General features: G+C 71.9%; 25 protein-coding genes. 9 read left to right on the top strand and 16 right to left on the bottom strand.

Features of this window, described 5'->3' with window-relative positions; all coding sequences use genetic code 11:
* Positions 1-71: 71 nt before the first annotated feature.
* On the bottom strand, positions 72-902 hold the full coding sequence (locus IE198_RS11670) for an alpha/beta fold hydrolase (protein ID WP_189885498.1): 831 nt from the start codon (positions 900-902) through the stop codon (positions 72-74).
* Positions 903-1,068: 166 nt separating this feature from the next.
* On the opposite strand from IE198_RS11670, the gene IE198_RS11665 reads away from it, so the two are divergent.
* Both IE198_RS11665 and IE198_RS11660 read left to right on the top strand, forming a co-directional pair.
* On the top strand, positions 1,069-1,962 hold the full coding sequence (locus tag IE198_RS11665) for an RNA polymerase sigma-70 factor (RefSeq protein ID WP_189885496.1): 894 nt from the start codon (positions 1,069-1,071) through the stop codon (positions 1,960-1,962).
* Between the two features lie 251 nt (positions 1,963-2,213).
* Positions 2,214-2,972, top strand: a complete 759-nt coding sequence (locus IE198_RS11660) for a GntR family transcriptional regulator (protein ID WP_189885494.1) — start codon at positions 2,214-2,216, stop codon at positions 2,970-2,972.
* Between the two features lie 21 nt (positions 2,973-2,993).
* Here IE198_RS11660 and IE198_RS11655 read toward each other — a convergent pair whose 3' ends face one another.
* Positions 2,994-4,151, bottom strand: a complete 1,158-nt coding sequence (locus tag IE198_RS11655; RefSeq protein WP_189885492.1) for an ROK family transcriptional regulator — start codon at positions 4,149-4,151, stop codon at positions 2,994-2,996.
* A gap of 139 nt (positions 4,152-4,290) precedes the next feature.
* Here IE198_RS11655 and IE198_RS11650 point away from each other — a divergent pair, with 139 nt between their 5' ends.
* Positions 4,291-4,728 (top strand): hypothetical protein, encoded by a 438-nt coding sequence (locus IE198_RS11650; RefSeq protein WP_189885490.1) that lies wholly within the window; start codon positions 4,291-4,293, stop codon positions 4,726-4,728.
* A 170-nt stretch (positions 4,729-4,898) separates the two neighbouring features.
* Here IE198_RS11650 and mug read toward each other — a convergent pair whose 3' ends face one another.
* From mug to IE198_RS11635, 3 genes are all read right to left on the bottom strand, one after another.
* Complete coding sequence (mug, locus tag IE198_RS11645; protein ID WP_189885646.1) at positions 4,899-5,468, bottom strand: G/U mismatch-specific DNA glycosylase; 570 nt, start codon at positions 5,466-5,468, stop codon at positions 4,899-4,901.
* A complete protein-coding gene (gene purB / locus IE198_RS11640) occupies positions 5,465-6,907 on the bottom strand; it encodes an adenylosuccinate lyase (RefSeq protein ID WP_189885488.1) in 1,443 nt (480 codons plus the stop codon). Before purB ends, mug begins: the two co-directional genes overlap by 4 nt.
* A 68-nt stretch (positions 6,908-6,975) precedes the next feature.
* Entirely contained in the window at positions 6,976-7,770 is a 795-nt protein-coding gene (locus IE198_RS11635; RefSeq protein ID WP_189885486.1) for an SGNH/GDSL hydrolase family protein, read from the bottom strand.
* A 60-nt stretch (positions 7,771-7,830) separates the two neighbouring features.
* Between IE198_RS11635 and IE198_RS11630 the strand changes: the two genes are divergently transcribed.
* Complete coding sequence (locus IE198_RS11630) at positions 7,831-8,835, top strand: maleylpyruvate isomerase family mycothiol-dependent enzyme (protein ID WP_189885484.1); 1,005 nt, start codon at positions 7,831-7,833, stop codon at positions 8,833-8,835.
* Between the two features lie 517 nt (positions 8,836-9,352).
* Here IE198_RS11630 and IE198_RS11625 read toward each other — a convergent pair.
* The 3 genes from IE198_RS11625 to IE198_RS11615 form a co-directional block, all read right to left on the bottom strand.
* The gene (locus IE198_RS11625) at positions 9,353-10,366 is read right to left on the bottom strand and encodes a hemolysin family protein (RefSeq protein WP_189885482.1); all 1,014 of its coding nucleotides are present in this window, start codon (positions 10,364-10,366) and stop codon (positions 9,353-9,355) included.
* Entirely contained in the window at positions 10,363-11,709 is a 1,347-nt protein-coding gene (locus tag IE198_RS11620; RefSeq protein ID WP_189885480.1) for a hemolysin family protein, read from the bottom strand. Before IE198_RS11620 ends, IE198_RS11625 begins: the two co-directional genes overlap by 4 nt.
* Positions 11,710-11,869: 160 nt before the next feature.
* Positions 11,870-12,292, bottom strand: a complete 423-nt coding sequence (locus tag IE198_RS11615) for a GNAT family N-acetyltransferase (protein ID WP_189885478.1) — start codon at positions 12,290-12,292, stop codon at positions 11,870-11,872.
* Between the two features lie 108 nt (positions 12,293-12,400).
* Between IE198_RS11615 and IE198_RS11610 the strand changes: the two genes are divergently transcribed.
* Positions 12,401-12,616, top strand: a complete 216-nt coding sequence (locus IE198_RS11610; RefSeq protein WP_100106051.1) for an antitoxin — start codon at positions 12,401-12,403, stop codon at positions 12,614-12,616.
* A complete protein-coding gene (locus IE198_RS11605; protein ID WP_189885476.1) occupies positions 12,613-12,984 on the top strand; it encodes a fic family toxin-antitoxin system, toxin component in 372 nt (123 codons plus the stop codon). The genes IE198_RS11610 and IE198_RS11605 overlap by 4 nt, the downstream gene beginning before the upstream one ends.
* Positions 12,985-12,990: 6 nt before the next feature.
* Here IE198_RS11605 and IE198_RS11600 read toward each other — a convergent pair whose 3' ends face one another.
* The 5 genes from IE198_RS11600 to bioB form a co-directional block, all read right to left on the bottom strand.
* The gene (locus tag IE198_RS11600; RefSeq protein ID WP_189885474.1) at positions 12,991-13,671 is read right to left on the bottom strand and encodes a class I SAM-dependent methyltransferase; all 681 of its coding nucleotides are present in this window, start codon (positions 13,669-13,671) and stop codon (positions 12,991-12,993) included.
* A gap of 57 nt (positions 13,672-13,728) precedes the next feature.
* Complete coding sequence (locus IE198_RS11595) at positions 13,729-14,082, bottom strand: VOC family protein (RefSeq protein WP_189885472.1); 354 nt, start codon at positions 14,080-14,082, stop codon at positions 13,729-13,731.
* Between the two features lie 5 nt (positions 14,083-14,087).
* Positions 14,088-14,801, bottom strand: coding sequence for a dethiobiotin synthase (bioD, locus tag IE198_RS11590; protein ID WP_189885470.1), 714 nt, complete (start codon positions 14,799-14,801; stop codon positions 14,088-14,090).
* Positions 14,802-15,414: 613 nt separating this feature from the next.
* Entirely contained in the window at positions 15,415-16,704 is a 1,290-nt protein-coding gene (locus IE198_RS11585) for an adenosylmethionine--8-amino-7-oxononanoate transaminase (protein WP_189885468.1), read from the bottom strand.
* Positions 16,697-17,866 (bottom strand): biotin synthase BioB, encoded by a 1,170-nt coding sequence (gene bioB, locus IE198_RS11580; RefSeq protein ID WP_189885467.1) that lies wholly within the window; start codon positions 17,864-17,866, stop codon positions 16,697-16,699. The genes IE198_RS11585 and bioB overlap by 8 nt, the downstream gene beginning before the upstream one ends.
* Positions 17,867-18,011: 145 nt before the next feature.
* Here bioB and IE198_RS11575 point away from each other — a divergent pair, with 145 nt between their 5' ends.
* On the top strand, positions 18,012-19,157 hold the full coding sequence (locus tag IE198_RS11575; protein WP_189885465.1) for an 8-amino-7-oxononanoate synthase: 1,146 nt from the start codon (positions 18,012-18,014) through the stop codon (positions 19,155-19,157).
* Between the two features lie 217 nt (positions 19,158-19,374).
* Complete coding sequence (locus IE198_RS11570; protein WP_189885463.1) at positions 19,375-19,806, top strand: ATP-binding protein; 432 nt, start codon at positions 19,375-19,377, stop codon at positions 19,804-19,806.
* A gap of 25 nt (positions 19,807-19,831) precedes the next feature.
* Here IE198_RS11570 and IE198_RS11565 read toward each other — a convergent pair whose 3' ends face one another.
* Positions 19,832-20,764, bottom strand: a complete 933-nt coding sequence (locus IE198_RS11565) for a LysR family transcriptional regulator (RefSeq protein ID WP_189885461.1) — start codon at positions 20,762-20,764, stop codon at positions 19,832-19,834.
* Positions 20,765-20,847: 83 nt separating this feature from the next.
* Between IE198_RS11565 and IE198_RS11560 the strand changes: the two genes are divergently transcribed.
* Complete coding sequence (locus tag IE198_RS11560; RefSeq protein WP_189885459.1) at positions 20,848-21,477, top strand: LysE family translocator; 630 nt, start codon at positions 20,848-20,850, stop codon at positions 21,475-21,477.
* A 32-nt stretch (positions 21,478-21,509) separates the two neighbouring features.
* Here the strand turns inward: IE198_RS11560 and IE198_RS11555 are convergent, their stop codons facing one another.
* Positions 21,510-21,986 (bottom strand): C40 family peptidase, encoded by a 477-nt coding sequence (locus IE198_RS11555; RefSeq protein ID WP_189885457.1) that lies wholly within the window; start codon positions 21,984-21,986, stop codon positions 21,510-21,512.
* A gap of 513 nt (positions 21,987-22,499) precedes the next feature.
* Entirely contained in the window at positions 22,500-22,799 is a 300-nt protein-coding gene (locus IE198_RS11550) for a hypothetical protein (protein ID WP_189885455.1), read from the bottom strand.
* Between the last annotated feature and the right edge of the window lie 2 nt (positions 22,800-22,801).

Genomic DNA, 22,801 nt, shown 5'->3' with positions numbered 1-22,801 from the left:
CCACCACCTTCCCTCAGACAGCACACAGCTGACGTCCACTCGGTGACGAGGTGCGCCGCCCCCGGACGGGATCAGGCGCTGCCGTCCAGCAGAACCCGTGCCACCAGCCCCGGGTCGTCGCTCATGGGGACGTGGCCGCAGCCGGGGAGCCGGACGAGGCGGGCGCGGGGGATGACGTGTTTGGCGCGCAGGCCCTGGCGGCGGAGCAGCAGTCGGTCGCGGGTGCCCCAGGCGATGGTGACCGGGACGTCGCGGACGTCGTCCGTGAACAGCACGTCGATCCCGGCCGCCAGCGTCTCGTGGAATCCGGTGGCTCCCCGCAGGGCGTGTGTCTCGGCGGCGGCGGCCTCGGGCGAACGGCGCCCGGGCCGTGCGTAGATGGTGCTCACCAGCGCCGTACGCCCCGCCGCAGACCGCGACAGGCGCTCGATCATCGGCATCGGCATGGACCTGGCCCCCACCCGCATCGCACGCAGGGTGGTGAAGGCGTAGCGCCGCTCCGCCTTGGACCAGAAGCCGGCCGGGGAGAGGGCGGTCACCGAGCGGACCAGCTTCTCTCGGCCCAACTCGAGGGCGAGCAGCCCGCCGAGGGAGTTGCCGGCGACATGGGGCCGCTCGATGCCGAGCGTCGCGCAGAACGCGGCGAGCGCCGTCGACACCGTTCCCAGGTCGTACGGGACGCCGTCCGGCAGCGCGGGAGAGGCGCCGAACCCGGGCAGATCGACGGCGACGACGTCGCGGTCGGCGGCCAGTATGTCCATCACCGGCTCCCAGGCCTGCCAGTGATGGCCGATGCCGTGGAGCAGGAGCAGCGGTTCCCCGGTGCCTCGCCGCTCGTAGGTGACGGACAGCGTGCGGCTGCCCCGGGCGGTCTCGATGGAGAACGAGATCTCTGCGGCCATGCTGCACGCTCCCTGCGTTCCGGCTGCACTGTTGTAGACAGGATGTCAGTAACAATTACCGTCCGGTAGCTTCGAGTTCAAGGGGGAGTGCCCACTCGCACCGATGTGCCGCGTGCCGCACCCGAACCCGCTGGACAGCCGACGCGCCGTCGGCTGGGATTGAGGAGTGGCTACAGATACCGTGACCGACGTCTTCGAAGAGCACAGGCCCGTTCTGACCGGCGTGGCCTACCGCATGCTCGGCCGGATCGCCGACGCGGAGGACGTGGTGCAGGACACCTGGCTGCGCTGGTCGGCACAGGAGCGTGACGACGTACGCGAGCCGCGCGGCTTTCTCGTACGGATCACCACGCGCCTGGCGATCGACCGGCTGCGGCACGTCCAGTCCCGTCGCGAGGCGTACGTGGGCCCGTGGCTGCCCGAGCCCATCGCCACCCACTTCGGCCCGTCCGTGCCCGACACGGCCGAACAGGCCGTGCTCGCCGACTCGGTGTCGCTCGCCGTCCTGGTCGTCCTCGAGTCGCTCTCACCGCTGGAGCGCGCGGTGTTCGTGCTGCGCGAGGCGTTCGGCTTCCCCTACGCCGAGATCGCGGCCACCCTCGACAGGTCGGAGGCGGCCGTCCGGCAACTGGCCGGCCGTGCGCGGGTGCATGTCGACGAGCGCAAGCACCGGTACGACGTCGACCCGGCCGAATGCCGTGACCTCACCGAACGGTTCCTGTCGGCCGCCGCCGGCGGCGACATGGAAGGCCTGCTCTCCCTGCTCGCCCCGGACGTGCGGCTCGTCGGCGACAGCGGTGGCAAGGCCAAGGCGCCACTGCGCGTCATCGAGAGCGCGGACAAGGTCGGCCGCTTCCTCTTCGGGGCCTCCCGAAAGTCGATCGCGGACCTGGACTTCCGCTTCGTCGAGCTCAACGGCGCGCCCGCCCTGCTGATCCTCTCCGGGGGCAAGCCGGACAGCGTGTTCCAGCTGGAGGTGCTGGGCGGGCGCATCCAGTGCGTCTACATCATCAGGAACCCCGACAAGCTGGTCTCCCTCGCTTCGCTCGATGCGGCCTGAAGGAGCCCTTCGCCGCATGTCGGACCCCGTGGCCTTGTCCGGCCGCGGGGTCTTGTGCTGCGCGACCGCGGCTGAGTACGAAGGGCGCATGAACGCTCTGCGAATCCGGACCCTTCCGCAGCGTGACGGCCGCAGGATTGGTCTTGACCAAGGGGGAGGCCCGTCCTATGGTCGCAGGGATAGTGCAGGAACCTTTAATAAACAAGGGCGCGGAACAACGGGCGCCGGTACAGCGATCGCGGAGGATCAGGGTGGGGACCACGCAGCTGGAATCGGTGCCGGAGCCCAAGTACTGGCACCTCAAGACCGTGCTCGCCGAAGCACTCGACACCGACTTCGCCGTCGGTGAGATCCTGCCGAACGAACGCGACCTCGCCGCCCGCTTCGGCGTCGCCCGTGCCACCCTCCGGCAGGCGCTCGAACAACTCGAGCTCGAAGGCCGTCTGCAGCGCCGCCGCGGCGTCGGCACGACCGTCGCCCCGCCGCGGGTGGGAGTCGACGTGACCACCTCGCGCCAGGACTGGCCCGGCACGGGCAACGACGCCTGGCAGGCGGCCGAGTGCACCGTGGCCGTGCCGTCGGCCGCAGTGGCCCGGCTGCTCGACACGGAGACCGACGAAGAGGTGCACATGGTGCGCCGGCTGCGGGTGAGCCACGGCCGGCCCGTCGCCGCCGAGTTGCTCCATGTGCCGTCCGCCTCCGTGCCCGAACTTCCCGCCATCGAGGCTCCGTCGGGACCCGCGCTCGCCCGCAGCGTCCTGCGTGAGCTGCAGCGCCTCGACCTCGAGGGCCAGGACCGCGCCGTCGAACTCGGGTCCGCGGGCACCGTCGACGCCAGGGAACTGGACCGACTGCCCGGCGCGCCCGTCCTCGTCGTCACGACGCGGTACTTCTCCGAGGGCCGCACCGCTGCGGTCTCCGTCGCCACGTACCGCGCCGACACCTGCCGGCTGACCTTCGGCGGCGACGTGGAGATAAACCACCACGGCCAGCAGCGCCGCGCGTCCTGACACGACCGCCCCGCCGCCGGCTCAGCGGCGGGCCGTCACCGTTCGCTCGACGGCGAACAGCTGTTCCTCCACATGGTCCAGCGCCAGCCGGAGCGCACCCGTGGCCACGGCGGCCTCGCCCAGCATGGACAGCGCCACCCGCGGCGGCCGCAGGCAGTAGCGCGACAGCTCGTCACGCAGCGGCGGCAGGACTCCGTCCAGCCCGGCCGCCCAGCCGCCGATCACCACGAGCTCGGGATCGAGAGCCAGCACCAGCGCCGCCACGTCGTGCACCAGGCGCTTGTTGAACCGGTCGACCGCGGCGCGGGCTCTTTCGTCGCCGCTCCTGGCGAGGGCGAAGACGTCCGCCACCGCCTGCTCGTCCAGCGGGTGCAGCGGCTCACCGGTCGTCGACAGCAGCTTCTCCGGCGTCTCGTCCCTGCCCAGCAGATGCAGGGCTCCGATCTCGCCCGCCGCTCCGCCGTAACCGCGATGCAGCCGCCCGCCGATGAGGGACCCCGCACCTGGGCTGAGACCCGCGAGTACGAACACCACGTCGTCGGAGTCCACCGCAGAACCCTTCCAGTGCTCGGCGACCGCGGCGGCGTTGGCGTCGTTCTCCACGAGCACCGGACACCGGAACGACCTGCGCAGCCGCTCGCCGAGCGGCAGCCCTGTCCAACCCGGCAGGGCCGTCGACAACCGCACGGTCCCGTCGCCCTCCACGATCCCCGGCGAACCGACACCCACGGCTCGAAGACTGCTGCGCGCCACGCCGGTGCGCCGCAGCAGATCCGCGACGACCGCCCGCACCCGCTCCAGCCGGTCGTCCGCACCCGCCCGCTCGGAAACGTTCCGCGAACCCGCCCCGATGATGCGGCCGTCGAGGCCCGACAGCAGTGCCGCAACCCGGTGCGCCCCGATCTCTACGCCCAGCAGATGACCGGCCTCCGCACGGAACCTGAACCGCCGCGCCGGCCGCCCCTGCCGCCGGGCCTCGCCCTCCTCGGGAACGGATTCGACGACCAGCCCCGCCTCGATCAGGCCCTCGACCACACCCTCCACGGTCGGCCGCGACAGACCTGTGATCCGGGTCAGGTCGGTGAGCGTGGGGGAGTCGGCGCCCCGCAGGGAATGGAGTACCACCGCGGAGTTGATCCGCCGCAGCAGCGAAGGATCTCCGCCGGTCAGCCGGCCCACGTGTGCCCTCCCAGCTCGTGTCGCCTTTGGCCGGATGGTACTCGCTGCCGGCGCCGCGCCGGCTCATGGGCGCGGTGCTCGCAACCGCGGGACGGGTGACGGTGTGCCAACTGTCGGTCCCGGCAGGTTCAATGGATCCATGACCACGGCACAGCATCTCGCTGCGATCGATCTGCTGCGCGGCCGGGCGTTCCCGGCGCAGCGCGGCAGGTCGGAGCTCGGCGACAGCGGGCCCGGGTATCACGTGGCGCAGCTGCGCACGGCCGCGGACGGGCTGGATCCGGCCGATCTCGCCGCTGACCGGGCGCGCGAGATGTACGAGGCGGAGTGCGAGGCGCTTGCCGTCGCGCTGAGCAGACGATGGGGGGAGGCTGGGCGGTTCGCCCTGTGGTCGGTGTCCGTCAGGAGCATCGGCGGGGAGGAGATACCGCAGCCCTGGGACGAGTTGAGCCACCTCGCCGACGACCTGCACATCTGGCGCGTCGAGGACCACTGGATAGCCGTCGGCGTCTCTCGCGCGGAAGGGGAGGACGAGCACCGGCTGATCGCCGTCGTCACCGACGTCGACCCGCCTTAGGGCCCGGCCGCCCTGATCCCGCACGGGCCCCGGTCCGCGCATCCTCCCGCCGGACGCCTCCTATGCGGTGCGGGCCGAAGTGACAGGCAGGTCGAGGGAGTTGCCGACAGACCCGTCCGGGGACGGGTCACAGACCCCGGCCGAGGTCCACCGAGGCCCGCCCGGGCCCCTCACCGGTCGGCCACCTCGCGGACCTGCCCGGCTGCCGCCTCGCGCAGCCTCCCGTACTCCTCGGCCATCGCCTGCAGCGACCAGTGCGCGTTCAGCCCGCTGGGATTCGGCAGCACCCACACCCGGCTGCCGCCGATGGTCCGCTCCTGCGGGCCGATCCGGGCCGAGCGCTCGGCGAACGCCGTGCGGTACGCGGTCACGCCGACCACGGCCAGCCAGCGGGGCTTCAGCCCCTCCACCTTCGCCGCCAGCAGCCGGCCGCCTTCGCGGAACTCCTCGTCACTCAACTCGTCGGCCCGTGCCGTCGTCCGTGCCACCACATTGGTGATGCCCAAGCCGTACGAGAGCAGCTCGCGCTGCTCGGACGGCCTGAGCTGCCGCGGGGTGAAACCGGACAGATGCAGCACCGGCCAGAAGCGGTTGCCGGGGCGGGCGAAGTGGTGACCGGTGGCGCCCGACATCAGCCCCGGGTTGATGCCGCAGAACAGCACGGAAAGACCGCCCGCGACCACGTCCTCGATCACGCGGTCGCGGGCGGCCTCCAACTCTGCCGGGGTGGGGCGGGTCAGAGGATCGCGCCCGGGGTGTAGGCGGCGGCCTCCGGGTGCTGCTTGGCGATCTCCTCGACACGGGCGACCACCGACGTCACCTGGTCGCCCGCGGCACCCGTGAACGACAACTTGTCCGCCATCAGTTCGTCCAGCTGGGCGCGGTCCAGCGGGATGCGCTCGTCGGCGGCCAGCTTGTCCAGCAGCTCGTTGCGCTCCGCGCCCTGCTCACGCATGGCCAGAGCGGAGGCGACCGCGTTCTCCTTGATGGCCTCGTGCGCGACCTCGCGGCCCACGCCGGCGCGGACCGCGCCCATGAGGACCTTGGTGGTGGCGAGGAAGGGCAGGTACCGGTCCAGTTCCCGCGCGACGACGGCGGGGAAGGCGCCGAACTCGTCCAGCACGGTGAGGAACGTCTCCAGCAAACCGTCGAGCGCGAAGAACGCGTCCGGCAGCGCGACCCGGCGGACCACGGAGCAGGACACGTCGCCCTCGTTCCACTGGTCGCCGGCGAGCTCGCCGGTCATCGACGCGTAGCCGCGCAGGATGACCATCAGGCCGTTGACGCGCTCGCAGGAGCGGGTGTTCATCTTGTGCGGCATCGCGGACGAGCCGACCTGGCCCGGCTTGAAGCCCTCGGTGACCAGCTCGTGGCCTGCCATCAGCCGGATCGTCTTGGCCACGGAGGACGGCGCGGCCGCCAGCTGCACCAGGGCGGACACGACGTCGTAGTCCAGCGAGCGGGGGTAGACCTGGCCGACCGACGTGAACGCGTTGGCGAAGCCCAGGTGGGCGGCGATGCGCTGCTCCAGGTCCGCCAGCTTGGCCGCGTCACCGCCCAGCAGGTCGAGCATGTCCTGCGCGGTACCGACCGGTCCCTTGATCCCACGCAGCGGATAGCGCTCCAGCAGATCCTCGAGACGCCCGTAGGCGACCAGGAGCTCGTCCGCGGCGGTCGCGAACCGCTTGCCGAGGGTCGTCGCCTGGGCGGCGACGTTGTGGGAGCGGCCGGCCATGACCAGCTCCGCGTACTCGCCCGACAGCTTGCCGAGACGCGCCAGCACCGCGACCGTACGGTCGCGCATCAGCTCCAGCGACAGCCGGATCTGCAACTGCTCGACGTTCTCCGTGAGGTCACGGGAGGTCATCCCCTTGTGGACGTGCTCATGGCCCGCGAGCGCGTTGAACTCCTCGATACGGGCCTTCACATCGTGCCGGGTGACCTTCTCGCGCTCGGCGATCGACGCCAGGTCGACCTGGTCGAGGACCCCCTCGTAGTCGGCGAGCACCGCGTCCGGCACATCGATCCCGAGGTCCTTCTGCGCGCGCAGCACCGCCAGCCAGAGCTGACGCTCGAGCCTGACCTTCTGCTCGGGGGACCAGAGCACGGCCAGCTGCGCGGAGGCGTAGCGGCCGGCGAGAACATTGGGGATGCGAGGCTTCGCAGACACGGCAGTCACGTGTGCAGATTCTACTGTGGGTTTGCGCAGCTCAGCGCCCCGGCATGCTTGTAGCTTGCTACGAGGGATCAGGCGTCGGCCGAGGGCGCCGGACAGGGCTCGTACGGAAGCAGATCGGGCCGCTTCGCCGGCCTGCCGTCCCCGGACGACCGCCCGGTCAGCCGCCTGCCGATCCACGGACCCAGATGCCGGCGGGCGAACTGCGCGTCGGCGACCCGCCGGGCCGTCCAGCCCGCCCGGAGCGCCGGCGGCAGCGGTGCCTGCCAGTCGTCCTCGGCGTCCAGCCCGAGGGTCTGCCAGACCGCCTCCGCGACCCTGCGGTGGCCCTCGGCCGTCAAATGCAGCCGGTCGGCGTCCCACATCCGCTGGTCACCGAGGGCGGGGGAGCCGTAGAGGTCGACGACGAGCGCCCCGTGCCGTGACGCCAGCGCGTCGACATGGGCGAACAGCTCCTCCATGCGCGGGCGGAATCGTTTCATCACCGGGCCCTGACGGCCTGGGCTGCGCATCAGCACCAGCTGCCCGCACGACGGCGCGAGCTTCTCCACCGCCTCCTCGAGAAGATCGCGCACCCGGACCATGTCGCACTTGGGCCGCAGGGTGTCGTTCAGTCCGCCGACCAGGGTGACCACGTCCGCGCGCATCGAGGCCGCCAGGTCGACCTGCTCGTCGACGATCTGCCGGATCAGTTTCCCGCGCACCGCGAGGTTCGCGTAGCGGAAGCCGGAGGTCCGGGCGGCCAGCCGGCCTGCGAGGACGTCCGCCCAGCCGCGGTAGGAGCCGTCGGGCAGCAGATCGGACATGCCCTCCGTGAAGGAGTCACCGACCGCGACAAAACTGGTGTAGTTGGCATTGATCTCCATGGCGCAGTGATCGTACCGCGCGGTAGGGTCCCTCGGTTCCGTACCCGGAGGGGAGCTTTCGTGAGTGACGCACTGCTCAACGCGCTGGCCGAAGCGCTGGCCGAAGTGGTGACCCTGATCGACACCTGCGACGACGACGTGCTCGACCCCGACACCGCCGTGAAGTGGCTCGAGTCCACCGGTTTCCTGCTGGACAGACTGCCGCCCGCCGACCGCCGCGAGCTTGCGGCACTGGTCCGACGGGCCGCCGGCCGCCAGTCCGAGGACGGCTGGCGTGCCGACCTGCTCCGGGTGCCGGACGGCTTCGGGCTCGACGACGACCAGCACGAGCGGTACTGCGATGCCGTCGAGTATCTGGTGGGCGAGTTCGCCCGGGCCGTACGGGACGTGGACCCGTCGACGCCCGTGCCCACCTGCCCCGGCTGGACGGTCGCCGACCTGGTGAAGCACCACGGCACCACCCACCGCTGGATGGAACACGTCGTGCGGACGCGGGCCACCGAGCGCGTCTGGGCACGCGATGTCCCCCTCGACCTGCCGGAGCAGCCGTCGGCCTACCCGGACTGGATGGTCCGCAACGCCGAAGCGGCCCTGCGCACCGTGCGCAAGGTGGACCCCGATCTGCCCATGTGGTCCTACGGTGCTGACCAGCGGGTGGCGTTCTTCCCGCGGCGGCTGCTCTTCGAAGCGGTGATCCATCTCGCGGACGCGGAAATGGCGTTCGGCCGCGAGCCGCGTATCGCGCCGGGCATCGCGGCGGACGGGATCGAGGAGTTCCTGGAGAACCTGCCGCACTACTCGTGGATCGCCGAGCCGGTCGGGGCCCTGCCGGACGGTTCGATCGCATTCCTCGCCGAGGACACCGGGGCGGCGTGGACGATCTCCTTCGGCGGGGCGGGCTTCTCGTGGACCAAGACGGCGTCGGCAGCCCCCGTCACGGTCGCGGCCCCCGTCGCGGATCTGCTGCTCCTCCTCTATGGCCGGCGCCGCCCGGACGCCGACCGCTTCACGGTCACCGGCCGCCGTGCGGTACTCGACGCGTGGCTCGGAGAGACGGCGTTCTAGGGACCGGGCGCGCGAAGCCGCTGCGGGGGGCTGTTCCCCACCCCGCCCAGTCCTGAACCGGGGCACGCCCCGGGCCGCTGGACGTTCTCGGGGCGTTTCGGGCTTCGCTCCGGGCCCGGAACGTTCCTTGGGGAGTTGCTGGGGCTCCGCCCCTGCCCCCGAGTGCCCTGCGGGCGTCTTTCGGGCTCCGCCCCCGCCCCTGGGACGCCTTCGGGCAGTGCTCGGGGCTCCGCCCCGGCCTTTCGTGCCCATTTCGGCGGGCGTATCGGGCCCTGCCCGGGCCTGGGGCCGGGCTTCGCGCGGTGTCCTTGAGCTCCGCCCCTGACCTGGCGGTCATGGGGTTGCCCGGACAGTAGGCGGAACCTTCGCCGCGCGCGGACCTCGTTCCGCCGGGCGGGAGCGCGTCCAGCCCGCAGGGGTCCCGAGGCGGAGCCCTGGAAACGGGGCCCGGGCGGAGGCCCGGTTTCGGAAAGGGGCGGGGGGAACAGGCCCGCGCACCCCCGCCCCGCCACCCGCTTCAGGCCGGCCTTCCCACCAGTTCCCGGAGGATGTCCTCCATCGTCACCAGGCCCTCGGGCCGACCCTGCTCGTCGAGGACGGCCGCCAGATGGGTGCGGCTGCGCTGCATGGCGGTAAGGACGTCATCGAGCGGCGTCGTCGCCCGCACCCGCGCGATCGGCCGCATCGCCGCCACCGGGAACGCCACATTCCGCGGCGCCGCGTCCAGCGCGTCCTTCACATGCAGGTAGCCGAGGATGCGCCGCCCCGCGTCCACCACCGGGAAGCGGGAGAAGCCGGACTCGGCGGAGAGCCGCTCCAACTGCTCCGGCGTCGTGCCCGCCTGGGCGTACACCACGCGCTCGATCGGCATGACCACATCCCGCACGGGCCTGCGGCCGAGTTCGAGGGCGTCCCGCAGCCGCTCCGCGGAGCGGTCGTCGAGGAGCCCGGCGTCACCGGCATCCTGCACCAGGGCCGCGAGTTCGTCGTCGGAGAAGGTCGCGGACACCTCGTCCTTCGTCTGCACCCTCAGCAGCTTCAGAAGCCCGTTGGCGAACGCGTTGACCATGAAGATCACCGGCCGCAGCGCCCGTGCCAGCGCCACCAGCGGCGGTCCGAGCCACAGCGCACTGCGCAGGGGCTCGGCCAGCGCGATGTTCTTCGGCACCATCTCGCCGAGCAGCATGTGCAGGTACGTCGCCAGCGCCAGGGCGATGACGAACGAGATCGGGTGGACCGCTCCGTGCGGCACCCCGACCGAGTCGAAAACCGGCTCGAGCAGATGTGCGATGGCGGGCTCGGCGACGATGCCGAGGACCAGGGTGCACAGCGTGATCCCCAGCTGGGCGGCGGCCATCAGCGCCGAGACGTGCTGGAGACCCCACATGACGATGCGCGCCCGGCGGTCGCCCGCCTGCGCCTCCGGCTCGACCTGGCTGCGCCGCACCGAGATCATTGCGAACTCCGCGCCGACGAAGAAGGCGTTGAGGACCAGCGTCAGCAGGCCGATGAAGAGCTGGATCGCGATCACCGTCCCGCCTCCTCGGTCTCTTCGGACTGTTCGGCCGTTGCGAGCGGCGCGTGCATCAGCACCCTCGCCGCGCGCCGCCCGGACGCGTCGATGACGTCGAGCTGCCAGCCGGCCATGTCGATGCGGTCACCCTCGGCGGGGATGCGCCCCAGTTCCGTGGCGACGAGTCCGGCCAGGGTCTCGTAGGGGCCGTCCGGCACCAGCAGACCGATGGCCGCCAGCTGGTCGGCGCGCGCGGCACCGTCGGCGGACCACAGTGCACGCCCGTCCGCGTCCTCACCCGTCTGCGCCAGATCCGGCGACTCGTGCGGGTCGTGCTCGTCACGGACCTCGCCGACGACCTCCTCCACGATGTCCTCCATCGTCACGACACCGGCGGTGCCGCCGTACTCGTCGATGACGACGGCCATGGTGGACCTGCCCTGCAGCCGGTCGAGCAGCCGGTCCACGGTCAGAGACTCGGGCACGAGCACCGGTTCGCGGAGCAGTTCGTCGACCCGCATGCGCGGGCGGCGCTCGGCGGGCACGGCCAGTACGTCCTTGATGTGGGCGATACCGACGACCGTGTCCAGGCTGCCCCGGTAGACCGGGAAGCGGCTCAGGCCGGTCGCCCGGGTCGCATTGGCGACGTCCTCGGCCGTGGCCTGCACCTCGAGGGCCGTCACCTGCACCCGGGGGGTCATCACGTTCTCGGCGGTGAGCTCACCGAGGCCGAGGGTGCGGACGAAGAGCTCGGCGGTGTCCGCCTCGAGCGCCCCCTCCTTCGCCGAGTGGCGGGCCAGCGCGATGAGCTCCTTGGGGCTGCGGGCGGAGGCGAGCTCCTCCGTGGGCTCCATGCCGAGCCGCGTCACGATGCGGTTCGCCGTGTTGTTGAGGTGGGCGATCAGCGGCCGGAACGCGGCGGTGAAGATCCGCTGCGGAGTCGCGACCACCTTGGCGACGGCCAGTGGGGAGGAGATGGCCCAGTTCTTCGGGACCAGCTCGCCGACGACCATCAGTACGACGGTCGACAGCGCGGTGCCGATGACCAGCGCCGCGGACGACGCGACGGCGGGGGAGAGTCCGAGGTCCTCGACCGGTCCGCGGATCAGTGCGGCGATCGACGGCTCGGAGAGCATGCCGACGACAAGGTTGGTGACGGTGATGCCGAGCTGTGCGCCGGAGAGCTGGAACGTGAGGCTGCGTACGGCCTTGAGCGCGCCGGCCGCGCCGCGTTCGCCGCGCTCCGCGGCCCGCTCGAGATCGCTGCGCTCGACCGTGGTGAGGGAGAACTCCGCCGCGACGAAGGCACCGCAGGCGACTGAGAGCAGCACCGCCACGGCGAGCAGAAGCACTTCGGTCATCGGTTCACCTCCGTCCCATGATCGGGCAGCGGGAGGAGGAATGCGCGATGTCGGCTACTGGGAGGCTCGCCCATGGACGGACGCTCACACCTTTCGTACGGGGAGTGGACAGTGGACCCATGGTAAAGGAGGGGCAAAGCGGCCCGCGGTGCGGCGGCGCTCAGACGAAGGGCTTGACCCAGCGGCGCCAGTGGTCCTCGCGCCGGTACCCCGCGGACGCCCAGGCCCGGTGCGCCCGCTCGTTGGCCTCGAGCACCATCGCGTCCCCGCGCCGGCCGCCCACCGCGACGAACCGCTTCTCGGCCGCTTCGAGCAGCGCCGTGGAGATCCCGCGCCGGCGGTGGGAGGGCAGCACGGCCAGCCGGTACAGGGAGCAGCGCCACCCGTCGTAGCCGGCGATCACCGAGCCCACCAGCACGCCGTCCCGTTCGGCCAGGATGAGTGCCTGAGGGTCGCGGGAGATGAGTCGTGCGACGCCGTCCACGTCGTCGGTGATGCTGGTGCCTTCTGCGGCCTGCTTCCAGAAGGCGAGCACGGCCTCGGCCTCTTCCGGAGCGGCATTGCGAATGTGCAGGTCGGTCATGGCCGTGAGCCAAGCACGCCCGCGTTCACGCGCGCCACCGACTTCCGTGCTGCGAGACGGGTGCCTGCGCCCTTGCGGCTGCTAGCGGCCTCGCGCTAGCTTGAAGACGTGGCGAAGACCCAGCTGAACGTACGCGTGGACGAGTCCACTGCGGAGACCGCCCGGCAGCGGGCGATGCAACGCGGACTGAGCATGAACCGCTACATCGAAGAGCTGGTCAAGCAGGACGCCGGCGAAGCGGGACGCACCTTCGTCGACGCGGCGGCCGACTTCATGAAGCAGTACGAGTCGGTCTTCGCCGAGGAGTTCGGCGACAAGCGTTGACTCTGCGGATCGACCTCGCCTGGCTGCTCATGGTGGCCGAGCACAAGACTCCTGGCGACCCCCAGGTCACCGACTGGGGCGCGCTCGTCGCCGCCGTCAGCCGTCATGAGGCGGAGATATTCGGCGTCCCCGTCTACGGCGACCCGGCGTCCAGAGCCGCCGCTCTGCTGCAGCTGTTGCTGCATGTGCCCGCGCTCGAGCGGTCCAACGCCATGTTCGCCTCGGCCGTCGCGTACGGCTATCTCGTCGCCTGCGGACTGAAGGTCGTCACCTCGCCCGAGCAGGTGCGGGACCTGTCGCGTCTGGTCAAGGACGGTCAGGCCGGCGTCGGGCGCATCGCGGAGGAGCTGCGGAACTGGTACGAGTGACGTGGACTACCGGTCCGTGTCCTGCGGCCGGCGGGCGACGCCCAGGACGCAGGGCGAAGTGGGCAGCTGCGGTCCGCCCTTCGGCACCCGGAACCGCCGATGGGCGCCCAGTTCGAACCCGGCCTCCTCGATCGCGGCGACGGTGTCCCGCGCGGTGTGGCACCCGCCGAACAGCAGCGGCCACACGGTACGGTCCAGGACCCGCTGCGTCGTCGCGAGGCCGCGGCCCTCCGCGATTCCGTGCTCGAAGAACCGCAGTTCGCCGCCCGGCCGCAGGACCCTTCTGATCTCTGACAGCGCCCGCGGCAGATCCCGTACGGTGCACAGCACCAGCGATGCGACCGCCGCGTCGAAGCCCTCGCTCTTGACCGGCATCGCCTCGGCGGCGCCGGGCACCACATCCACCGGTACCTCGGCGCGCAGCGCGGCCTCGGCGGCCAAATTCCGCAGGGTGCGCTCCGGTTCGAGCGCGACCACCTCGGAAACGGTGGCCGGGTAGTGCGCGAAGTTCAGACCGTTTCCCGCGCCGATCTCGATCACCCGGCCCGACAGTCCCTCGAGCAGTTCGGCCCGGTAGGCGGCGATGCCTCCCTTGAGGTCCGCGCTCACACTCATCTTCGCGTAGAAGCGGGCGAAGAGAGGATGGTGGACGGCGTCCTTCGGGACCTTCGAGTCGCGCTGAGCCATCGGTACCTCCCTGCGAGGACGGGCCGGTCTCCGTCATTCTCCCCCCGACGGCGCGGATCAGCCGTCGAGCGGCGCCACGAAGCAGAATTCGTTGCCCTCCGGGTCGCGCAGGACCTGGAACCGGCCGTGGTCGTCGGTGACCACCGCGCCGACGCGTTCCGCGCCGAGCCGGGCCGCTTCGTCCGCCGCCATGTCGACGTCGCCCGCGTCCAGGTCCAGATGCAGCCGGTTCTTGACCGACTTGCCCTCCGGTACGCGCTGGAAGGCGACGCGTACGAACTGAGGCGGATCGACGTACGACCAGTCGGCGGACCGGTCCACCGGATCACCGCCGAGGAGCTCGGCCCAGAAGCGCACCAGCCGGGCGGGGTCACGGCAGTCGAAGACGATCTCGTCGATCTTTGCGCGCACGGAAATCAGCCTACGGCGGCGGTGAACGCCCCCGCATCCCACCGGCCGCCGAGGCGTGGCGCCAGCCACGCGGCCGCCCCCGCCCTGAACTCGACGGGAGCGAGCGCTCCGGCGCCCTCGGGGACGACGCCGAGCAGCGGGGCGCCCGCCGCTTCCGGCAGATCCGCCAGGTTGCAGCGTGCGGCGAGATCCGGCTCGGCCGGCCAGCTCCCGACCACGACGCCCAGCTGCTCCAAGTCCCTTGCGCGCAAGGCCTCCGCCGTCAGGGCGGTCATGTTCAGTGTGCCGAGGCCGGCCGGGGCGACGACGAGCACGGGCGCGGCGAGCTCGGCGGCCACGTCGGCGAGGGTGGCACCGTCGTCGTCGAACCGTACGAGCAGGCCGCCCGCGCCCTCGACCAGCACCAGGTCGTGCTCACCCGCCAGTTTCGCGGCGGCCTCGGCCACCTGCCCGGGCCGCACCGGATCGAGCCCGGCCCGCCGGGCGGCGGTCGCCGGCGCCAACGGCTCGGGGAAGCGGGCGAGTTCCGCAGATGTGATGTCCCCGGCGAGCCGCCGCACGACGTCGACGTCGCCGTCCTCACCCGGCGCGACCCCGGTCTGCGCGGGCTTCACGACGGCGACGGACCGACCCTGCGCGAGGGCCGCCGCGGCGACGGCCGCGGTGACGACGGTCTTGCCGATCTCGGTACCGGTTCCGGTGACGACGATCACTGCCATGTGCTTCCGCACCCTTCCTTCGCTCCACCCGGGTCTCCGCCCCGGGCCGCTTCCACGGGAACTCCGCCTCCGCACCCCGCGCCTCAATCACCGCCGGAGCCCAACCCTGCCCGTCCAGTCGGCCTCCGCCCCGAGTCCCGCGGGTCCCGCGTGTCGGTCGCCGGCGGGGCTGAGACGTGCCGGTCTTTCGGGGTTCTGCCCGAGCCCCGCGCGTCGACCGACGGCGGGGCTGGGGTGGGCCCGTTTTGCCGGGGCTCCGACCCCAGCCCCGCGTGCCGGTCGCCGGCAGGGCTTGGGCCGAGGGCGGTCTGCCGCGCAGCGGCAATACCCCGCCCGGGGCTCCACCACGGCCGCCAGGCCGTAGGGCGTTCGAGGCCACCACGCGAAGCGCGGTACCGGGGCCCGGGCCGGAGCCCCGGTTTCGGGAAGGGGCGGGGAGGGGACCAGCTCCGCGCAGCGGCCACGCCAACGGCGCACCGCCCCGCCCGGCGCCCCCCCACCGCCCCGCCCGGCGCCCCCCCACTGGCCGACCGGCCCCCACCACCCGCGGACCCGCGGCAACGCCGCTCCCGGCGCCCCCGCCCCGCGCACCGCGGTCCCCGCCCACCCCACGTCACCCCGCTGCTGCCGCCGCGCGCACCCCGCGGCAGATGCGGTCGAGGTCCTCGTCGGCGGTGACATACGGCGGCATCGTGTAGACAAGGTCGCGGAAGGGGCGCAGCCAGACGCCCTCGCGGACCGCCGCCGCTGTCGCCGCGGCCATGTCGATCTCGTGGTCGAGCTGGACGACGCCGATGGCGCCGAGCACCCGGACGTCCCGCACCCCGGGCACCGCGGCAGCCTCGGCGAGCCCGACGCGCAGGCCCGTTTCGAGGCGTTTGACCTCCTGCTGCCAGTCCTGGCCGAGCAGCAGGTCGATCGACGCGCAGGCGACGGCCGACGCCAGCGGGTTGCCCATGAACGTCGGGCCGTGCGCCAGCACCGGGACCTCGCCCCGTGAGATGCCCTCTGCCACCCGCGATGTGCAGAGTGTCGCCGCCATCGTCAGATAGCCGCCGGTCAGCGCCTTGCCCAGGCACATCACGTCCGGCGCGATCCCGGCGTGCTCGGCGGCGAACATCGTGCCCGTACGCCCGAATCCGGTCGCGATCTCGTCGAGGACGAGCAGTACGCCGTAGTCGTCACAGGCCTCCCGCAGCACCCGCAGGTACTCGGGGGAGTGGAAGCGCATGCCACCCGCGCCCTGCACGACCGGCTCGACGATCACCGCCGCCAGCTCGTCCGCGTGCCGGGCGATCAGCTCGCGCAGACCGGCCGCGTACGACTCCTCGTAGGCGGCCGGCGGCGCGTCCGCGAAGAGCTGCCGGGGCAGTACGCCCTGCCACAGCTCGTGCATCCCGCCCTCCGGGTCGCACACGGCCATCGGCTGCCAGGTGTCGCCGTGGTAGCCGCCGCGCCAGGTCAGCAGTCGCTGTTTGGCGGGGCGGCCCACGGAGCGCCAGTACTGGAGGCACATCTTCACCGCGACCTCGACGGACACCGAGCCCGAGTCGCACAGGAAGACGTGCCGCAGCGGCTCCGGAGTGATCTCGACCAGGCGGGTGGCCAGCCGCACGGCCGGTTCATGGGTGAGGCCGCCGAACATGACGTGGCTCATCCGCCCCAGCTGCGCGGTCGCCGCCTCGTTGAGCACCGGGTGGTTGTAGCCGTGGACCGCTGACCACCAGGAGGACATGCCGTCGATCAATTCGCGCTGCCCGTGGACCGCCTCGGCGAGCCGCAGCCGTACCCCGGAGGCGGACTCGACGACGAGCGGGTCCGTACGGCCCGGCATCGGGCCGTACGGGTGCCAGACGTGTGCGCGGTCCAGGGCACGCAGCTCGCCGGGGGTGAGCTCAGGCATTGGGCGCGATGTCCGTTCCGGCGCCCCGGCGGCGGACCGCGACCAGATCCGTACGGGCTGCGGGAACCTCGGCGGCAGGTTCGGCCTGCTCGGCCGTTGCGCCGTCGGAGCAGCCACCTCCGCCGTCACCGCACACCGAGCCGCAGCCACCGCCCGTGGCGCGGTGCTCGGGCAGCGTCGTCGTGTCCGAGCCCTCCACCTCGAAACCGGCGTCGGCGATCATCTCCAGGTCGGCCTTGCCTGCCTGGCCCTCGCTGGTGAGGTAGTCGCCCAGGAAGATCGAGTTGGCCAGGTGCAGCGCGAGCGGCTGCATCGAGCGCAGATGCACCTCGCGCCCGCCGGCCAGCCGCACCTCCACGTCCGGGCAGACGAACCGGGTCATGGCGAGGATTCGCAGACACCGCTGCGGCGTGAGGTGCCATTCCTTGGCGAGCGGCGTGCCCTCGAAGGGGATCAGGAAGTTCACCGGGACCGAGTCCGGGTCGAGCTCGCGCAGGGCGAAGACGACGTCGACCAGGTCCTCGTCGCTCTCGCCCATGCCGGCGATCAGCCCGGAGCACGCGGACAGGCCCGCGGCGTGCGCCTTGGTGACCGTGTCCACGCGGTCCGCGTAGGTGTGGGTGGTGGTGATGTCCCCGTACGTCCCCTCGGACGTGTTCAGGTTGTGGTTGTACGCGTCGGCGCCCGCGTCGCGCAGCCGCTCGGCCTGACCGTCGGAGAGCAGCCCGAGGCAGGCGCACACCTCGACGCCCTCGTTCTGTTCCTTGATCGCCTCGATCGTCTTCGAGACCCGGTCCACATCCCTGTCCGTCGGCCCGCGCCCGCTCGCGACCAGGCAGACCCGCTTGGCGCCGCCCGCCACGCCGGCGGCCGCGGCCTCGGAGGCCTCCTCCGGCTTCAGCCAGGTGTACTTGAGGATCTCCGCCTTCGACCCGAGCCGCTGGGAGCAGTACGAGCAGTCCTCGGGGCACAGGCCCGACTTCAGGTTGACGAGATAGTTGAGCTTCACCCGCCGACCGAACCACTGCCGGCGCACCTTGCCGGCCGCGGCCACCACATCGAGCAGATCGTCATCGGAGGTCGCCAGCACGGCGAGCGCTTCATCACGGGTCGGCAGCTCGCGCCGCAGCCCCTTCTCCACCAGGGTGTTCAGCAGGTCCATGGCGCAGATCCTTGCGTACGGCACACGTCCGGGCCAAGGAGGAACTCCACAACAGCGGCGTTTCGAGGTGTGTGCATGGCCACACCCGACACGTGCTCGCCCCGGGCTAGGGTCTGTCCGCTGCCTACAAAAGGACCGGACCGCCATGCCGCAGGATCCTTTCGACTGGATCGACGACGAGTCGCGCCGCCGCGAGCGCGCGGGCCTCGTCCGGACGCTCCGGCCCCGCACCGCCGACAGCGACCTCCTCGATCTGGCGAGCAACGACTATCTCGGTCTCACCCGCCGCCCCGAGGTCACGGAAGGCGCCGTGGAGGCCGCCCGCCGATGGGGGGCAGGGGCCACCGGCTCCCGCCTCGTCACCGGCAGCACCGAGCTCCACGCCGAACTGGAGCGTGAACTCGCCGACTTCTGCGGCTTCGAGGCGGCCCTCGTCCTGTCCTCCGGCTACGCCGCCAACCTCGCCGCGGTCACCGCGCTCAGTGGCCGCGATGCGCTTGTCGTCTCCGACGCGGGCAACCACGCCTCCATCGTCGACGGCTGCCGGCTCTCCCGGGCCGAGACCGTGGTCGTCGCGCACGCCGATGTCGACGCCGTACGCAAGACCCTCGACGCGCACCCCGGCCGCCGCGCCCTCGCCGTCACCGACTCGGTCTTCTCCGTCGACGGCGACGCCGCCCCCCTGCCGGGCCTGGCCGACGCCTGCCGCGAGTACGGCGCGGCGCTCCTCGTCGACGACGCGCACGGGCTCGGGGTCCTCGGTGACGGCGGCCGCGGCGCCCTGGCCGCCGCCGGGCTGGCCGGCACGGCGGGCACAGTCGCCACGCTGACGCTGTCCAAGTCCCTGGGCAGCCAGGGCGGGGCGGTTCTCGGCCCGGCCCGCGTCATCGACCACCTGGTGAACACCGCACGTACGTTCATCTTCGACACCGGCCTGGCGCCGGCCGCGGCAGGCGGTGCGCTCGCGAGTCTGCGGGTGCTGCGTCGCGAGCCCGGTCTCGCGGGCCGGGCGCGCGAAGTGGCGGCGACGCTGCACCGCAGGCTCAGCGACGCCGGCCTGACCGCGGCCCGGCCGGAGGCGGCGGTGGTCTCCGTGCAGGCGCCGTCACCGGACGCGGCACTGCGCTGGGCGGCGGACTGCCGGGCCGCGGGCCTTGTCGTGGGATGCTTCCGGCCCCCGTCCGTGCCCGACGGGATCTCCCGTATCCGGCTCACCGCCAGGGCGGATCTCACGGAGCAGCAGATCGACACGGCCGTCTCCACGATCATCGAGGCCGCGCCCGGCCGTTGAGGCCGAGCCCCTGCCCGGTCTCGAGTGGGGCTCAAATACGGTCTGTCGTCGCAGAGTTCACCGCATCGAGCGATAGATATGTACGTATCTTGGTGGATCACCGACCCTGAGGCACGATAAGTGGCAGTCTGACGCGGAAGCGTAATCCGTGGCCGTTCCTGCGTTTCATCCGCTACGAGTCGGAGCCCGGCCGCGGTGGGAAAGGGACAGCGCCGCCATGGCAGACCACCAAGAAGCATCCGTCACTCTGCCGAGCGATCCGGTGTCGGTCTCCGCCGCGCGGAGACACGTGACGGACACCGTGTGCGAATGGGGGCTGGAGCCCGACGCCGAGGCCGTCGACACCGTCCGGCTGATCGTGTCCGAGCTCGCCACCAATGCCGTTCAGCACACCTTCGGCCAGTCGCCGACGTTCACCGTGGACCTGCGACTGGTACGCGACGAACAGCTCTGCATCGGCGTCACCGACAGTCATCCGCGCTGGCCGCGGCGGCTGCCCGCGGCCGTTCGCCAGGACAACGGCCGCGGCATGGTCATCATCCGCACCCTCACCGCCGAGTGCGGCGGACGGCTGTCCGTCACGCCCACCGCGGAGGGCGGCAAGACCGTCTGGATCACCCTGCCCTGGCCCGTTCCGGTTCAGGGCTGACCCGCGCGTCGGGCGGCTTTCGAGATCACTGCCGGGCCGGACCGTGACGGGCTCCCGCCCTGCCGAACGCAGCGCGCATGAGCGCCCGCAGTGACCGCGCGGCCGGGCCCGACTCATCACCCCGGTGCGCCACCGAGATCGTCCGGCGGAACGAGGTAGGCTCCAACTGGCGTATCTGCAAAGGTGTCGCGGCCATGGCGGCGACCATCTCCGGCACGACGGCCACCCCGAGACCCGCACTGACCAGCGCGCACACCAGTGCGTAGCCGGGTGACTCGCACACCACGGCGGGTGTGGCGCCGGCCCGCGCCAGTGCGCCCTCGACCCCCTTGCGGGGCGGGTGCGAGGGGGCGCTGCTGATCAGCGGCTGGCCGGCCAGCTCGCCGACGGGCAGCCGGCCCGAGCCGCCTGCCAGCACATGCCCCGGCGCGGTCACCAGCACCAATTCCTCCACCAGCAAAGGTTCCACGACCACGCCGGGGGGCGGCGCGGCAGGCTCGGCCGGTTCATAGGTATGGGTGAGCGCCACGTCCACCTCGCCGGTCGCCACCGCGGTGACCCCGCCGGGCGGCTCGTACTCCGCGACGGTCAGTTCCACATCGGGGTACGTACGGCGGAACGCGCTCAGCACCGGTGGCAGCAGATGGATGCCGACGGTGGTGAACGTGCCGACCCGCAGCCGGCCGCCGGTCAGTCCGGAGAGGCCGGCCAGTTCATGGCGTGCCTGCTCCATCTCGTCCAGCACCCGGCGGGCCCGCTCGGCGAGCAGTTCACCGGCCGCCGTCAGCCGCGCGCCCCGGTGCGACCGCACCAGCAGCACCGCCCCGGCCTCGCGCTCCAGCTTCGCGATCTGCTGCGAGAGCGCCGGTGCCGTGTAGCCGAGTCGGGCGGCCGCCCGGGTGATGGACCCGGCCTCCGCCACGGCCACGAGCGCGGCGAGCCGTGTCGGGTCGTACATGCCACCCCTTAAGCGTTGCTTCAGGCATGCCTACATGGATTGCAAGTACACGTTAAGCCCCGGGTGGGTCCACTCTGTGAGCCATGGACGCACAGCTGATCGCTTTCATCGGGGTCGCCGCCGGCATGGTCGCCATGCCCGGCGCGGATTTCACCGTCGTCGTACGCCACGCGGTCGCGTCGCGGCACGCCGGTGTCGCCTGCGCGGTGGGCGTCGCGGGCGGGCTGCTCGTCCATACGGCGCTGGCCGTGGCAGGGCTCGCCGCGCTCCTTGCCACAGTGCCCCTGCTGTACCGGACCCTGCAGATCGCCGGCGGCGTGTACGTGCTCTACCTGGGCGTCCGCGCGGTGCGTGCCGCGCTCCGCGCCCAGCCGGAGCCCTCCGACTTCGCGGGCGCGACCGCGAGCGGCGTCGGACGCGGTCTGCGGCAGGGGTTCCTCACCAACGTCCTCAATCCGAAGGCGCCGGTGCTCTTTCTGAGCCTGCTGCCGCAGTTCGTCCCCGACGGTGCCGCGGTGCTCCCGCGCACCCTGCTGCTGGCCGGCATCGTCGTGCTGCTGGCGCTGATCTGGTTCCCGGCGGTGGCGCTGCTGGTCGACCGGCTCGGTCGGTGGCTGCGCCGGCCGCGCACCGCACGCGCCGTCGAGGGCGCTTCGGGCGGTGCGCTGACCGTGCTCGGAGCGACGCTGCTGGCCCAGTCGCCGGCGCACTGAGGGCGCGCCGGCGAAAGGGAACTGGCAATGCGTCAGCGCACCCGGCCGTACTTGACGCTTCGCGTCCAGATCTTGGCCAGCCGGACAACGTCGCCAGTCTTGGGCGAGTGCCAGATCCTTCCGCCGCCGGCGTAGATGCCCACGTGGTACACGAAACCGCCGGCATGGAAGAACACCAGGTCACCGCGCTTGCGCGCGGAGGCGGAGACATGACGGGTACGGTTGTACTGCTGCTGGGCGGTCCGGGGCAGTGTCTTCCCGGCCTTCTTGTACGAGTAGAGCGTCAGCCCGGAGCAGTCGAAGCGGTACGGGCCCTTGGCCCCGAACCGGTACGGAGACCCCTCCTTCGACGCCGCCACCTTGAGTGCCTTGTTCGCGTGGCTGCTGATCGCGTACGCCTGGGCGGTGCCGCCAGGAGCCAGGAGTGTGCCGCCGAGGGCGGCGATCGTCAGTGCCGATACGGCGCCCACCCGCGAGAACAGGAGCGGGAGATGCATCTGCGCAGTCATGCGCAACCCTTCGTCAGCCGCCTGTGAAGGATGACCTGTCGGGTTCGGACCGGCGAAGAACGCCCGGCCGCCGCAGCGGCTTCACCCCAAGGCGTGTCCGGGCTCGCCGGTCACGCCGTACTGCTCGGGTCCTCCACTCCTGCCGATGCACTTCCGTCGACCAGACGTCCGGTGCGGCGGCAGGACTCAGCGTCCGCCCGGACCGCCCCGCCAAGGTGGCGGGGGCTTGCCGTCCCACGGATCGTTACCCACCCATGTCCGATTTCCGAGTTGAAACGGCTTTTGTGAACTCGATCACGACTGGACCTTTCGGGTGGACAGGACCGTCGGGCCCCCTCTCTCGTGACCCGGAAGCCTGGTCGTACCAGCGGCGAAGCCGTCGATTGCGCCGGATCGGTGGTCACGCCGCGCAAGTCCTGCGACACGCGACATTTTCGGCACAGCTCCACCGAACGGGGGACGAATGCCGTTACCCCGTCGGCGGTTGACGGCAGCGGAGCGACCGTCAACTCGTCAAACCGGCGGCATCGTCACCCGGTTCGCTCTGCGTTCGCCGTCGAGCACCCGCAGCGCCTCGGTGAGCGTGTGCGCGTACACCTCGCTCTCGCCCCGTATGTGCATGAGCGTCAGGGCCTCCTTGAGCGCGACGGCCCGCCCGACCAGCGCCTGCGCGGCACGCAGGGCGGTGTAGGTGTGGGTGCCGCGGGCGGGGTTGATCCGGCCGAGCAGGTCGACGACTTCGAGGTAGCTGTCGACGAACTCGGCCTCGGCGCGGGTCATGGCGGGCAGCGGCGGCAGTTCGGGCAGCAGCATTC

It is taken from the genome of Streptomyces xantholiticus (assembly GCF_014651015.1).
In the GTDB taxonomy this organism is placed as follows: domain Bacteria; phylum Actinomycetota; class Actinomycetes; order Streptomycetales; family Streptomycetaceae; genus Streptomyces; species Streptomyces xantholiticus.
The sequence above is the reverse complement of the archived record's forward strand: the minus strand, read 5'-3'. Positions and strand labels throughout refer to the sequence as shown.

Excerpts from the sequence above, each read along its gene's own strand:
- IE198_RS11670 (WP_189885498.1), bottom strand. The coding sequence starts at position 902 with ATGGCCGCAGAGATCTCGTTCTCCATCGAGACCGCCCGGGGCAGCCGC.
- IE198_RS11650 (WP_189885490.1), top strand. The coding sequence starts at position 4,291 with ATGACCACGGCACAGCATCTCGCTGCGATCGATCTGCTGCGCGGCCGG.
- IE198_RS11635 (WP_189885486.1), bottom strand. The coding sequence starts at position 7,770 with ATGGAGATCAATGCCAACTACACCAGTTTTGTCGCGGTCGGTGACTCC.
- IE198_RS11620 (WP_189885480.1), bottom strand. The coding sequence starts at position 11,709 with ATGACCGAAGTGCTTCTGCTCGCCGTGGCGGTGCTGCTCTCAGTCGCC.
- IE198_RS11615 (WP_189885478.1), bottom strand. The coding sequence starts at position 12,292 with ATGACCGACCTGCACATTCGCAATGCCGCTCCGGAAGAGGCCGAGGCC.
- IE198_RS11600 (WP_189885474.1), bottom strand. The coding sequence starts at position 13,671 with ATGGCTCAGCGCGACTCGAAGGTCCCGAAGGACGCCGTCCACCATCCT.
- bioD (WP_189885470.1), bottom strand. The coding sequence starts at position 14,801 with ATGGCAGTGATCGTCGTCACCGGAACCGGTACCGAGATCGGCAAGACC.
- IE198_RS11585 (WP_189885468.1), bottom strand. The coding sequence starts at position 16,704 with ATGCCTGAGCTCACCCCCGGCGAGCTGCGTGCCCTGGACCGCGCACAC.
- bioB (WP_189885467.1), bottom strand. The coding sequence starts at position 17,866 with ATGGACCTGCTGAACACCCTGGTGGAGAAGGGGCTGCGGCGCGAGCTG.
- IE198_RS11575 (WP_189885465.1), top strand. The coding sequence starts at position 18,012 with ATGCCGCAGGATCCTTTCGACTGGATCGACGACGAGTCGCGCCGCCGC.
- IE198_RS11570 (WP_189885463.1), top strand. The coding sequence starts at position 19,375 with ATGGCAGACCACCAAGAAGCATCCGTCACTCTGCCGAGCGATCCGGTG.
- IE198_RS11565 (WP_189885461.1), bottom strand. The coding sequence starts at position 20,764 with ATGTACGACCCGACACGGCTCGCCGCGCTCGTGGCCGTGGCGGAGGCC.
- IE198_RS11560 (WP_189885459.1), top strand. The coding sequence starts at position 20,848 with ATGGACGCACAGCTGATCGCTTTCATCGGGGTCGCCGCCGGCATGGTC.
- IE198_RS11555 (WP_189885457.1), bottom strand. The coding sequence starts at position 21,986 with ATGACTGCGCAGATGCATCTCCCGCTCCTGTTCTCGCGGGTGGGCGCC.
- IE198_RS11550 (WP_189885455.1), bottom strand. The coding sequence starts at position 22,799 with ATGCTGCTGCCCGAACTGCCGCCGCTGCCCGCCATGACCCGCGCCGAG.